Origin of the sequence: Proteus sp. fly-1067 (assembly GCF_040139345.1) — a bacterium.
GTDB lineage: Bacteria > Pseudomonadota > Gammaproteobacteria > Enterobacterales > Enterobacteriaceae > Proteus > Proteus vulgaris_B.
Map to the genome: position 1 here is coordinate 113291 of NZ_JBEEUL010000008.1, position 12804 is coordinate 126094.

Sequence of the window (12804 nt, forward strand, 5' to 3'; positions counted from 1 at the left end):
TATCTATTAGATATCAATATTTGCGGCTTTCAACGCATTTTCTTCGATAAAGGCACGACGAGGTTCAACCGCATCACCCATTAGCGTAGTAAATAGCTCATCCGTTGCAATCGCATCTTTAACGGTCACTTGCATCATACGACGTGTATCTGGGTTCATGGTGGTTTCCCATAATTGTTCTGGGTTCATTTCACCAAGACCTTTATAACGCTGTACAGCAAGGCCACGACGTGATTCTTTTGTTAACCACTCTAGCGCTTCTTCAAAACTTGAAATCGCCTGACGACGCTCTCCACGCTCAATAAACGCTCCCTCTTCAATTAGGTTCCCAATAATGTCACCTAAATGGGTAATTCGTTGATATTCACTACTGTGGATAAAGTCATAATCCAGTTTATAGTCTGTATCAATACCATAAGTACGGATACGCAACACTGGCTCAAATAAACGGTTTTCATCGTTTTGAGTGATGGTATAGCTATAAGTACTACTTTGCTCTTCCGCATTATTTAAACGGTTGACCAAACCACTCATCCACTCTTCAACTTTGGTTTTGTCAGATAAATCTTCTTCTGTGAGCGTTGAGTGATACACCAAGCTATTTAACATGCTCAGTGGATAAATACGCTCCATACGACGAATAATTTTATGTGCAGCATGGTAGTCAACAACCAGTTTTTCTAATTGCTCACCGTGCATTGCTGGTGCATGTTCACTAATATAAAGAGCTGCACCATCAAGTGCTATCGACATCAGGTATTCGTCCATCGCGTCATCATCTTTGATGTATTGCTCTTGTTTGCCTTTCTTCACTTTGTAAAGTGGTGGTTGAGCAATAAAGATATGACCACGTTCGATAATTTCTGGCATTTGACGATAGAAGAATGTCAGTAACAGAGTACGAATGTGAGAGCCATCGACGTCCGCATCCGTCATGATGATAATGCTGTGATAACGCAGTTTATCTGGGTTATATTCATCACGACCGATACCACAACCTAATGCTGTGATTAATGTTGCTACTTCTTGAGACGCCAGCATTTTATCAAAACGCGCTTTCTCAACGTTTAGGATTTTACCTTTTAACGGCAAGATAGCCTGCGTTTTACGGTTACGCCCTTGTTTTGCAGAGCCACCCGCAGAGTCCCCTTCCACTAAATACAGTTCAGAGAAAGCAGGATCACGTTCAGAACAGTCTGCTAATTTACCTGGTAAGCCACCTAAATCTAAAGCACCTTTACGACGTGTCATCTCGCGCGCTTTACGTGCAGCTTCACGAGCACGAGCAGCATCAATAATTTTACCAACAACGATTTTGGCGTCATTTGGGTTTTCTAACAGATATTCCACCAGCTTCTCGTTCATCAGCGTTTCTACCGCTGTTTTAACTTCAGAAGAAACCAGTTTGTCTTTTGTTTGTGATGAGAATTTAGGATCTGGGACTTTAACAGAAATAACCGCAATCAGACCTTCACGAGCATCATCACCCGTTGCACTGATTTTTGATTTCTTATTAAATCCTTCTTTATCCATATAGTTGTTTAACGTACGAGTCATTGCGGTACGGAAACCAACTAAGTGTGTACCACCATCACGTTGTGGAATATTGTTGGTAAAACAATACACATTCTCTTGGAAACCATCATTCCACAGCATCGCAACTTCAACACCAATGCCATCTTTTTCAGTGGAGAAATAGAATACATTTTGGTGAATTGGTGTTTTATTACGGCTTAAGTATTCAACGAATGCCTTAATACCACCTTCGTAGTGGAAATGATCTTCACGATTATCACGTTTATCAATTAAACGGATAGAAACGCCTGAATTTAAGAATGACAATTCACGAAGACGTTTTGCTAAAATTTCATACTGGAATTCAGTCTCACCTTTAAAGGTTTCAAGACTTGGCCAGAAGCGAACAAATGTTCCTGATTTTTCAGTATCACCAATCACTTTTAAGCGATCATCAGGTACACCATGACGATAAATTTGCTGATGGATTTTTCCATCGCGATGAATAGTCAGTTCGAGTTTTTCAGACAACGCATTAACAACAGAAACCCCTACACCATGAAGTCCACCAGAGACTTTATAGGAGTTATCATCGAATTTACCCCCAGCATGCAGAACCGTCATAATAACTTCTGCTGCTGAAACACCCTCTTCTTGGTGAATGCCGGTTGGAATTCCACGACCATCATCTCGAACAGAGACGGAGTTATCTGAATGGATAGTGACAATAATCTCATCACAGAAACCCGCGAGGGCTTCGTCGATTGCGTTGTCGACCACCTCGAAGACCATGTGATGCAGACCGGTTCCATCATCTGTATCCCCGATATACATCCCCGGGCGCTTACGCACCGCATCCAGCCCTTTTAATACTTTGATACTTGAGGAGTCATATGTATTCGACATCAACGTTTCTCGCTTTATTCCTATGGTTTAACCTCTATTTTGCCACGTTCTACGCTAAATAGCCTGCTATTTACATCTAGCATATCTTTCACTTGCCCTTGTGTTATCGCACTGACAAACACCTGAGCTTGCGTAGATTTTAGACGCTCGGCTAACAACTGACGCCGACTTGCATCTAATTCGGAAGCAAAATCATCGAGCAGATACAGGCATCTTTGCCCATTCTTACGAGTGAAATATTCACCTTGTGCCAGTCTCAAAGCACACATCAACAGCTTGAGCTGACCTCGTGACAACATATCTTCTACTGGCGTGCCGTTTGCTCTAATGCGTAGATCTGCCTTATGAGCACCAAGTGAGGTATAGGCTAACATTTTATCACGTTCAAATTGACGTGCTAGCAACTCACCATAATCAGTTTCTTTATCCCAGCCCCGCTGAAAACTGACTTTCAGCGAAAATTCAGGTAAAAACAGACGACACGTTTCTTCAATATCTTTAGCGATATCTTCGGTATATTGAGCTCGCCATTCACTTATCTGTTGTGTTAATAAGATAAGTTCTTTATCCCAAGGCATTAGCTGTCGATAAGACGTTGCTTGCCTTAGTGCTGCGTTACGTTGCTTTAAAACACGTTTTAAATCTGACCATGCAGCAAAAAATCGAGGTTCATTATGAAAACAACCCCAATCGATAAACGCGCGACGATATTTAGGCCCACCATTCAGTAAAGTAAAACCTTCTGGTGTAATTAATTGCATGGGTAATAATTTGGCTAATTCTGCAATTTTATGGCCATCGCTTCCGTCAATGCGTACCGTACTATTACCTTCGCGATCTTTACTCAACCCAATCGCATAGCTGCGGCTCTCTTCATTAAGCCCACTTAAACGCCCATGAAGAATAAATTCATTTTCATCATGTTGGATCACGCGATTTGCTTGAGAACTACGAAATGCTCGTCCATGTCCTAAGGTGTAAATCGCTTCAAGTATACTTGTTTTACCACTCCCGTTTGGTCCAACAAGAAAATTAAAGCCATCCGCTAATGGCAGATCCGCCTGTTCGATATTTCTAAAATGGCGGATCAATAAACGGGATAAAATCATGTTAGTGACTATTATAAACGCATTGGCATAACAACATAAGCAGCCGCAGAACTTGCCACATTTTCAACTTGAACACTTGAAACGGCATCAGTCAGTAATAGCTTAACTTCTTCACATTTCAAGGTATTCAATACATCAAGGAGATAACTGACATTAAAGCCAATTTCCATTTCTTCACCTTGATACTGAACATCAACAATTTCTTCTGCTTCTTCTTGCTCAGGGTTGTTGGCTGTGATTTTTAATTGACCACTAGTGAGGTTAATACGCACACCGCGGAATTTCTCATTAGATAAAATCGCAGCACGAGAAAATGCCTGCTTAAGAATATCACAACCTGCAATCACTGTTTTGGTTGGGTTTTTCGGTAATACGCGACGATAGTCAGGGAAACGACCATCAACCAACTTCGAGGTAAAAATAAAATCACCTACATGCGCGCGTATATTGTTGCTACCGATTTGCAGTTGCAGTGAACTTTCACCACCACCATCCAGTAGGCGCATTAATTCAATAACACCTTTACGAGGAACAATAACCGAGTGACCAGGTAAAGATTGTCCGATATCCATCGAACATACGGCTAAACGGTGCCCATCTGTTGCAACTGTGCGTAATTCTGTGTTTTCAGTTTCAAATAACATACCGTTGAGGTAATAACGCACATCTTGATGTGCCATTGAAAACTGCGTGGATTCAATAAGGCGTTTTAATGTTGCTTGTGGCAAGATAAATTCAACATCACTTTGCCAATCATCTAAGTTAGGAAAATCAGATGCGGGTAAAGTTGATAATGAAAAACGGCTACGACCTGAGCGCACTAAAAGGCGATCACCATCAAGTTCAACACTAATTTCTGCGCCTTCAGGTAACCCACGCCAAATATCAAAAAACTTACGCGCAGGAACAGTTGTGGCGCCAATTTCATGAGACTGACTGAGGTTAACTCTTGCCACCATCTCCATTTCAAGGTCAGTTCCTGTTAGTGATAAGGTGTTTTCAGTTACCTTAAGCAATAAGTTACCTAAAATAGGTAAGGTAGGACGACCACCTAAAGGGCCACTCACTTGTTGTAGCGGCTTAAGAAGCTGTTCACGTTCAATGATAAATTTCATAGCGCTAGGATGATAATGTTCTGATTAAGTTAGAAAAATCTTCTTTGATATCGTGACTTTCTTCACGCAATTGCTCTATTTTACGGCATGCATGAAGAACAGTTGTATGATCACGACCACCAAAGGCATCCCCGATTTCAGGCAAGCTGTGGTTTGTGAGTTCCTTTGCCAGCGCCATTGCCATTTGCCTCGGACGGGCAACCGATCGGGATCTCCGCTTCGACAGTAAATCGGCCACTTTAATTTTATAATATTCAGCAACTGTTTTTTGAATATTATCGATAGTGACTAATTTTTCTTGTAAAGCGAGTAAATCACGTAATGCTTCACGTACAAAGTCGATAGTAATCGCACGACCTGTAAAATTCGCGTTAGCAATCACTCGGTTTAATGCACCTTCAAGCTCACGGACGTTAGAACGAAGTCTTTTGGCAATAAAAAAGGCCACTTCGTCAGGTAATTGAATTTGGTTTTCATCCGCTTTTTTCATCAAAATCGCCACTCGGGTTTCAAGTTCTGGTGGTTCAATCGCCACCGTTAATCCCCAACCAAAGCGTGATTTTAATCTATCTTCAACACCGTTAATCTCTTTAGGATAACGGTCTGAGGTTAAGATAATTTGCTGATTACCTTCTAACAATGCGTTAAAGGTATGAAAAAATTCTTCTTGTGAACGCTCTTTATTGGCAAAAAATTGAATATCATCAATTAATAGTGCATCCACAGAACGGTAATAACGTTTAAAGTCTTCTATCGCATTATTTTGTAACGCTTTTACCATATCTTGTACGAAACGTTCAGAATGCATATAAACCACTTTTGCATTCGCTTTACGTTCCATAATGCTGTTACCCACTGCATGTAACAAGTGCGTTTTACCCAGCCCTGTTCCACCATATAAAAAAAGCGGGTTATAAGCACCACCAGGATTATCAGCAACTTGTCTTGCTGCGGCTCTCGCTAACTGGTTAGATTTACCTTCAACAAAGTTATCAAACTTATGTTTTGGGTTAACGTTAGAGCGATAATTCAGCTCAGGTAGTTGAGACGCAGGTTGGTTATCCCAGCTAGGGCGAACGGGCTGACTATACGTAGGTGCCGTATTTACTGTTGGGTGTACAACAGCTTTAGGAATACTTTCCGGTGTACGTGTCGATGCAGGTTTATTACCCACTTCAAAACGTAAAGAAGGGACTTCAGAGCCACAAAAATCCACCAATAACGCATTGATATTATTAATGTATTTTTCTCTTACCCAATCCAAAACAAAACGATTAGGTGCATACAGCGCCAGCGTATTATCGCTTAATTCTGCCTGCAAGGGACGTATCCACATACTAAATTCAGTGGCAGGTAACTCATCCTGCAATCGGGCAAGACAATGCTGCCAAAGCGAAAGTGACACGGCGGACTCCCCTAAAAAAACAAGACTAAAAAATAAACAGGAAAAATGCAGTTCTACAATGTAGCTAAACACAGCGTGCTTAAACACAAAGTGCACAACATCGTTCCTCTTCAATTCTTAATAAGGAACAACTCTTGGTGACAACGATTTATTTACATCGTGATTCACGATCGCAGACTGGCTATTCTGATCGTGACGGGGGATCATATCGCAAAATGAAACGAAGATCCTCTTTCTTTTGCACAGTTTTTATGGTTTTTATCCACAGGCTTGATGATTTGTGATAATTCACCAAATGAAATATGCAAAGGCGTTCTAGTGTACTTGAGTCGCCCTATAAATAGCAATTGGGGATAACTTTCTCTTTGTATAAATCTTCTCTTCTTATAGTAAGTGATCAAATATCTCTCACTTGATCCACCAAAGATCCTTGCGCTTTCACCATGAGTCCGTATAATCTTGCACCCTGCGTGCTTGTACCAACAAAGTCACTTATTAAGGCGCTCTTTTAGGTCGCTAATAAGCGTACTCGTTGCGCATAAGTCAGGATTGATTATCGGGTTTGCTAAAAAAGACGACAAAAATCGGTACTTAAAGCGTCATCTTGATTGACGCATTTGAGTGATTTTATTACAATCCCGCATCTTTCCATCATTGATGCTGCGATTGAAGTACTGGTTTGTTTATTTATTGCACGCCTGTCTGTCAACGCATTTGCTGAATCAGTAATTATATTAAGTAGGTAGAAATCGCCATGAAACGCACTTTTCAACCGTCTGTACTGAAGCGCAACCGTAACCACGGCTTCCGCGCTCGTATGGCCACTAAAAATGGTCGTCAGGTTCTGGCTCGCCGTCGTGCGAAAGGCCGCTCTCGTCTGACCGTTTCTTCGAAATAATAAAAGCTAACCATTCCGTGGTTAAGCTCGCTTTTCCAAGGGAGTTACGTTTGTTAACTCCCAAGCATTTCAATTTTGTTTTCCAGCAACCACAACGCGCGAGTTCACCAGAAGTTACTATTTTGGGTCGCCAGAATGAGCTGGGGCATCCCCGCATCGGTCTAACAATCGCAAAGAAAAACGTTAAACGTGCTCATGAGCGCAATCGTATTAAACGATTAGCCCGTGAATACTTTCGTTTACATCAGCATGAATTACCGCCGATGGATTTTGTGTTATTAGTAAGAAAAGGGGTTGCTGAACTTGATAACCACCAATTGACGGAAGTGTTGGGTAAATTATGGCGTCGTCATTGTCGCTTGGCTCAAAAGTCCTGATCTTGCTGATTAGGGGCTATCAACTGGGGATTAGTCCTCTGTTGGGGCCTCGTTGTCGTTTTAATCCTACGTGCTCTCATTATGGAATTGAGGCATTGCGCAGGTTTGGAATGATAAAAGGTAGTTGGTTAACAGTGAAACGCATATTAAAATGCCACCCTTTACACGAAGGTGGTGATGATCCTGTCCCACCTAGAAAAAACGACGATAACAGAGAAAATTAACGATGGATTCGCAACGCAATCTTCTATTCATCGCTTTGCTGTTCGTTTCTTTCCTGATCTGGCAGCAGTGGGAGGGTGATAAAGTTTCACAAAACACCACCACTACTACTCAGATCTCGCAACAAGCGGACATGCCAAGTAGTGATAGTCTTGCTGTAACTGGTAACAGCAATGAGCAGGCAAAATTGATTACCGTAAAAACTGATGTACTTGATCTTAGTATCAATACTCAAGGCGGTACAATCGATGAGGCTGATTTGTTAGCCTATCCCGCCGAGCTTAATTCACAGACACCTTTCCGTTTACTGGAAACTACACCTCAATTCCTGTATCAGGCTCAAAGCGGCTTAATTGGCCCAGATGGTCCAGATCAGAAATCTCGCCCAATTTATACTGCTGATAAAAATGAATTCGTACTTGGTGAAAATCAGGATGAATTACGTGTACCTATGACTTTTGTGAATGAAGAAGGCGTAAAATTCGTCAAAACCTTTGTTCTGAAAAAAGGTCAGTACGATATCGGTATTGAATACAAAATTGAGAATACAACAGATAAAACACTGACAATGAACTTCTACGGTCAGTTAAAACAATCTGTTAAATTGCCAGAAAGCCGTGATACGGGTAGCAGCAACTTTGCGCTACACACTTATCGTGGTGCGGCATATTCCTCAGATGAAACCAACTATAAAAAATATAGCTTTGGTGATATCGAAGATAAAAACTTATCTCTAACCACGAATAATGGTTGGGTTGCGATGTTACAACAATACTTCGCAACAGCATGGGTTCCTTCTAAAGATAGTCAGAACAATAACTTCTACTCAATTACTTTAGAAAATAAATCCATTGCTCTGATTGGTTATAAATCAGCACCTGTTACTATTGCACCAAATAGTACGGCTGACATCACCTCTACATTATGGGTTGGCCCTGAAATTCAGTCTGAAATGTCCGCTATCGCGCCACATTTAGACCTGTCTGTAGACTATGGTTGGTTATGGTTTATCTCTCAACCACTGTTTAAACTGTTGAAATTCCTTCACAGCTTTATCGGTAACTGGGGCTTCTCCATCATCATGATCACCTTTATCGTTCGTGGTATCATGTACCCGCTAACCAAAGCGCAGTACACCTCCATGGCGAAAATGCGTTTACTGCAACCAAAACTGGCTGCTCTGCGTGAACGTATTGGTGATGACAAACAACGTATGAGCCAAGAAATGATGGCGTTATACAAACAAGAGAAAGTGAACCCTCTGGGTGGTTGTTTACCACTGATTATCCAGATGCCAATCTTCCTTGCGTTGTATTACATGCTGATGGGCTCGGTTGAATTACGTCATGCTCCATTTATGTTATGGATCCAAGACTTGTCTGCACAAGACCCATACTACATCCTGCCATTATTAATGGGTGTAACTATGTTCATCATTCAGAAACTGTCTCCAACAGCAGTGACTGATCCGATGCAACAAAAAATCATGACCTTTATGCCGGTTGTGTTTACTGTATTCTTCCTGTGGTTCCCATCAGGTCTGGTTCTGTACTATATCGTCAGTAACTTAGTGACCATCATCCAGCAGCAGTTAATTTACCGCGGTCTGGAAAAACGTGGCTTACACAGCAGAGACAAAAAATAAGGTCACATGAGGAAAAACCTCTTCCTTGGTTACATTCAAAGGAAAGTGACATAAAATAGCGAAGGCGGTCTACAATGACCGCCTTCTGTTTTTTATATTTATATGATTATTCTGATTAAGCGAGTACACCATGCATAGCACTGATACTATCGTCGCTCAGGCCACACCTCCGGGAAGAGGCGGTGTTGGTATCCTACGCGTTTCTGGCCCGAAAGCTGCCCTTGTGGCGCAAACCGTTTTAGGTAAATTGCCTAAACCTCGTTATGCCGATTACCTGCCATTTCGCAATGATGACAACTCAGTACTTGATCAGGGTATCGCCCTTTTCTTCCCAAATCCGAACTCATTTACAGGTGAAGATGTTCTAGAACTACAAGGCCATGGTGGCCCCGTTATTCTAGATTTATTACTAAAACGTATTTTACAAATTCCCGGTGTGCGTATTGCAAATCCAGGGGAATTTTCTGAACGTGCATTTTTAAATGACAAACTCGATTTAGCACAAGCAGAAGCCATTGCTGATTTAATTGATGCCAGCTCAGAACAAGCGGCTCGTTCAGCAATTAATTCATTACAAGGTGCTTTTTCCTCTCATATTAACGAGATGGTAGAGTCATTAACTCACTTACGTATCTATGTTGAAGCGGCCATTGATTTCCCTGACGAAGAGATTGATTTTCTTTCTGACGGTATCATTGAAGGAAAACTTAATGCCGTTATTGCTGAATTAGATGATGTTCGTGCCCAAGCTCGCCAAGGTAGCTTGTTACGTGAAGGGATGAAAGTGGTGATCGCTGGTCGCCCGAATGCAGGTAAATCAAGCCTATTAAATGCATTAGCCGGTCGAGAAGCGGCGATTGTCACGGATATTGCCGGTACAACTCGTGATGTATTACGTGAGCATATTCATATTGATGGTATGCCATTGCATATTATCGATACAGCAGGCTTACGTGAAGCCAGTGATGAAGTAGAACGCATTGGTATTGAACGTGCTTGGAAAGAGATTGAGCAAGCAGACAGAGTGCTATTTATGGTTGATAGCACCACAACCGATGCAACAACACCTGAAGATATCTGGCCTGAGTTTATGGCTCGCTTACCAAATACCTTACCTGTTACTGTTATTCGTAACAAATCAGACTTAACAGGGGAAAATGTCGAGATCACAGCACAAGGTAACTACCCGATGATCCGCTTATCTGCCCGTGATGGTATGGGTATCGAGTTACTGCGCGATCACCTAAAAGAAGCAATGGGCTTTAATAGTAATACTGAAGGTGGTTTCTTGGCTCGTCGTCGCCACTTACAAGCCTTAAATACCGCAGCAGAGCACTTACAGCAAGGTCATGAACAATTAGTTTATGCAAAATCAGGTGAATTATTGGCAGAAGAGTTGAGGCTCGCTCAACAAGCATTAAGTGAGATCACTGGTGAATTTACTTCTGATGATTTATTAGGTCGTATTTTCTCTAGTTTCTGTATTGGGAAGTAACCACTAAATTTTACCTGCTACACCGTGTAATTTTCAACTTAACGGTTATAGCAGGTAAAATCAGATCTACACGCTATAACCGGTATATTAGATATTAACGCCTATAACCGGTAGTAGATGATGATTATAATTAACGCCTATCAACTTAGCGTACATCTAAAAGATGTTCGATTAACAAAAAAACTGTCTCAAGGTAAAGTTGCCCAAAAAGTGGGAATTCGACAAGACACCGTATCCAATTTTGAACTTAATCCTAATTCCACCAAGCTAGAAACCTTTTTCAAACTGCTCTCCGCACTCAATTTAGAGATGGAAATTCATCCTAAAGATGCTAAAAATAATTTAGCACACAAAAGTGAATGGAAAGAGGAGTGGTAAATGGCGAGCCTTGATGTGTATATGAATGAATATTATGTGGGTATTTTTACTAAAAAAAGCTCAGGTGCGCATTCATTCCAATATGCTGAAGAGTTACTTATCTTTTTTTTATTTTCTATATTATTTAATACTCTTTTTAATTAAACGATTAACAATAAATATCAAATAATGTATCTCGTGATTTTTTATTTAATCATAGATTAAATAACGCAATCGTTTACTTTACCTTTCCATTTTTTTAAAAGAAAAATAGATTTTACATAGAGAAAAAATACGTATTTAAATTATGATGTTTAATGATCTAAATATAGAAAATCAGTCAATGACAATGCTAAACTTCGCCTTTAGTTAACTGGGTAAATATCCCCCTTATATTTAAGAGTCTATCGTGAGAACGCTTTATTTTACTGCGCTGACAACAGGCATTCTTTCTGCCATTTGGGCATTTGTTGCTAATCAATTTGATTTATTAAGCTGGGCCGGCTTTTTAGGTTGTACCGCTTATTTTGCTTATCCTAAAGAAGGTGTTAAAGGACTAGCTGTCACAATAGCAACGATTATGAGTGGCGTAATTTGGGCATTAGCCATTATTTATGGTAGCCAGTTTTTTAATGATATTTCTATTTTCGGCTATGCCGTAACGGGTGTAATTGCCTTCATAATGTGCATTCAAGCTAAAAGCGCCTTACTTGCTTATATTCCCGGCACTTTTATTGGAGCATGTACCATTTTTGCAGCGCAAGGCGAGCTCATTCAAACCATTCCCTCGCTAATTGTAGGTGTTTTATTTGGTTATGCAATGAAAATGAGTGGACTTTGGATTGCCAATAAATGGCCAAAAACAGCTTAATATGGATTATGGCACAATAAAAAGCGGTATCTAGATAATCTAAAACCGCTTTTTTCTTTTAATCACTTTTCGATTATTTTAATTGAAAATCTAATGAGACAATTAAAGGATCTAATAGGTTTTCAGGTTTAGGGCCAATGGGTTTTACGCGTTTAACCGCCGCAATGGCCGCATTATCAAGAGAAGAAATACCTGAAGTACTTTCTATCTCAACCCTTGAAATTGTACCTTCTGATGTTAGTGAAAAACTCACCACTACCTGACCTTCATGTTGCATGCGACGAGCTTGTGATGGATAACGTTTATGGCGCTCTATCTCTCGACGCAGTGAACTAATATAGTGATTATCAGATTCACCTTGCCCTATTCCTTTCTCACTTAACGCATGACTCCTTCCTGCTAATGAGCTTGCCGTATGTTGTGTTAAGCTTTCTGCCGAGGCTTCTGATGCCGTTTGCGCTATTTGGCTTTCTACATCACGCTGTTTTATTGGCTCTACTTTTTCTTGTATCACCTGTTTTTTTACTGGTGTAATTGGTTTTATAGGTATGGGCTTTTCCCTTATTTTTTCAGGTGGTTTTTTTTGTACCTCAACAAACGCCCCTTTTTCTGAACTCGGTAAAACAATAGCGCTCTCTTGAGGCTCAATTTTTTCAATAGGCTCAGGCACCACTGTAGATTGCTGGGGGGGTGAAAATACCACTTGATAAACAGATAATGTATTCTCTTGTTGCTGATGAATATGGTGTGCACTTTCTGTCATAGAAAGTGAACGTAACACCCAACTTAATATGGCGATATAAACTAACGATATACCTATTAACCAGTAGTAAATATTAAGCGGATGCCTGACAGAAAGTGCCAACATAAATAAAAGCTCCTTACTCTC

At 40.7% G+C, this 12804-nt stretch carries 13 protein-coding genes; 8 read left to right on the plus strand and 5 right to left on the minus strand.

Annotated features, from left to right (window positions below; translation table 11 throughout):
* Nucleotides 1–6 precede the first annotated feature (6 nt).
* From gyrB to dnaA, 4 genes are read right to left on the minus strand one after another with little or no spacing between them, the layout of a single operon-like run.
* Complete coding sequence (gene gyrB / locus ABN217_RS12355; RefSeq protein ID WP_196554649.1) at nt 7–2421, minus strand: DNA topoisomerase (ATP-hydrolyzing) subunit B; 2415 nt, start codon at nt 2419–2421, stop codon at nt 7–9.
* A gap of 20 nt (nt 2422–2441) precedes the next feature.
* The gene (recF, locus tag ABN217_RS12360) at nt 2442–3530 is read right to left on the minus strand and encodes a DNA replication/repair protein RecF (RefSeq protein ID WP_196554650.1); all 1089 of its coding nucleotides are present in this window, start codon (nt 3528–3530) and stop codon (nt 2442–2444) included.
* 11 nt (nt 3531–3541) lie between these two features.
* Nucleotides 3542–4645: a DNA polymerase III subunit beta gene (gene dnaN, locus ABN217_RS12365; protein WP_072070480.1), complete on the minus strand. Its 1104-nt coding sequence runs from the start codon at nt 4643–4645 to the stop codon at nt 3542–3544.
* 4 nt (nt 4646–4649) lie between these two features.
* Complete coding sequence (gene dnaA, locus ABN217_RS12370; protein WP_349441484.1) at nt 4650–6050, minus strand: chromosomal replication initiator protein DnaA; 1401 nt, start codon at nt 6048–6050, stop codon at nt 4650–4652.
* 754 nt (nt 6051–6804) lie between these two features.
* On the opposite strand from dnaA, the gene rpmH reads away from it, so the two are divergent.
* The 8 genes from rpmH (at nt 6805) to ABN217_RS12410 (ending at nt 11915) form a co-directional block, all read left to right on the plus strand.
* Nucleotides 6805–6948 carry a 50S ribosomal protein L34 gene (gene rpmH, locus ABN217_RS12375; protein WP_036933424.1) on the plus strand — a complete coding sequence of 48 codons (144 nt, stop codon included), beginning with the start codon at nt 6805–6807 and terminating at the stop codon, nt 6946–6948.
* A 17-nt stretch (nt 6949–6965) separates the two neighbouring features.
* A complete protein-coding gene (gene rnpA / locus ABN217_RS12380; RefSeq protein ID WP_071788569.1) occupies nt 6966–7325 on the plus strand; it encodes a ribonuclease P protein component in 360 nt (119 codons plus the stop codon).
* Nucleotides 7289–7549 carry a membrane protein insertion efficiency factor YidD gene (yidD, locus tag ABN217_RS12385; protein WP_072070482.1) on the plus strand — a complete coding sequence of 87 codons (261 nt, stop codon included), beginning with the start codon at nt 7289–7291 and terminating at the stop codon, nt 7547–7549. Before rnpA ends, yidD begins: the two co-directional genes overlap by 37 nt.
* 2 nt (nt 7550–7551) lie before the next feature.
* Nucleotides 7552–9192, plus strand: a complete 1641-nt coding sequence (yidC, locus tag ABN217_RS12390; RefSeq protein ID WP_196554651.1) for a membrane protein insertase YidC — start codon at nt 7552–7554, stop codon at nt 9190–9192.
* A gap of 130 nt (nt 9193–9322) precedes the next feature.
* A complete protein-coding gene (mnmE, locus tag ABN217_RS12395) occupies nt 9323–10687 on the plus strand; it encodes a tRNA uridine-5-carboxymethylaminomethyl(34) synthesis GTPase MnmE (protein ID WP_023583363.1) in 1365 nt (454 codons plus the stop codon).
* 120 nt (nt 10688–10807) lie between these two features.
* Complete coding sequence (locus ABN217_RS12400) at nt 10808–11065, plus strand: helix-turn-helix domain-containing protein (RefSeq protein WP_072070485.1); 258 nt, start codon at nt 10808–10810, stop codon at nt 11063–11065.
* A complete protein-coding gene (locus ABN217_RS12405) occupies nt 11066–11209 on the plus strand; it encodes a hypothetical protein (RefSeq protein ID WP_196554679.1) in 144 nt (47 codons plus the stop codon).
* A 244-nt stretch (nt 11210–11453) separates the two neighbouring features.
* The gene (locus ABN217_RS12410) at nt 11454–11915 is read left to right on the plus strand and encodes a DUF1097 domain-containing protein (RefSeq protein ID WP_349459473.1); all 462 of its coding nucleotides are present in this window, start codon (nt 11454–11456) and stop codon (nt 11913–11915) included.
* 73 nt (nt 11916–11988) lie between these two features.
* Here the strand turns inward: ABN217_RS12410 and ABN217_RS12415 are convergent, their stop codons facing one another.
* Nucleotides 11989–12783, minus strand: coding sequence for a TonB family protein (locus ABN217_RS12415; protein ID WP_349459474.1), 795 nt, complete (start codon nt 12781–12783; stop codon nt 11989–11991).
* Nucleotides 12784–12804: the final 21 nt, after the last annotated feature.

What these genes read in the sequence shown, in the direction of transcription:
- gyrB (WP_196554649.1), bottom strand. Translation starts at nt 2,421, where the DNA reads ATGTCGAATACATATGACTCCTCAAGTATCAAAGTATTAAAAGGGCTG.
- recF (WP_196554650.1), bottom strand. Translation starts at nt 3,530, where the DNA reads ATGATTTTATCCCGTTTATTGATCCGCCATTTTAGAAATATCGAACAG.
- dnaN (WP_072070480.1), bottom strand. Translation starts at nt 4,645, where the DNA reads ATGAAATTTATCATTGAACGTGAACAGCTTCTTAAGCCGCTACAACAA.
- rpmH (WP_036933424.1), top strand. Translation starts at nt 6,805, where the DNA reads ATGAAACGCACTTTTCAACCGTCTGTACTGAAGCGCAACCGTAACCAC.
- yidD (WP_072070482.1), top strand. Translation starts at nt 7,289, where the DNA reads ATGGCGTCGTCATTGTCGCTTGGCTCAAAAGTCCTGATCTTGCTGATT.
- yidC (WP_196554651.1), top strand. Translation starts at nt 7,552, where the DNA reads ATGGATTCGCAACGCAATCTTCTATTCATCGCTTTGCTGTTCGTTTCT.
- mnmE (WP_023583363.1), top strand. Translation starts at nt 9,323, where the DNA reads ATGCATAGCACTGATACTATCGTCGCTCAGGCCACACCTCCGGGAAGA.
- ABN217_RS12400 (WP_072070485.1), top strand. Translation starts at nt 10,808, where the DNA reads ATGATTATAATTAACGCCTATCAACTTAGCGTACATCTAAAAGATGTT.
- ABN217_RS12405 (WP_196554679.1), top strand. Translation starts at nt 11,066, where the DNA reads ATGGCGAGCCTTGATGTGTATATGAATGAATATTATGTGGGTATTTTT.
- ABN217_RS12415 (WP_349459474.1), bottom strand. Translation starts at nt 12,783, where the DNA reads ATGTTGGCACTTTCTGTCAGGCATCCGCTTAATATTTACTACTGGTTA.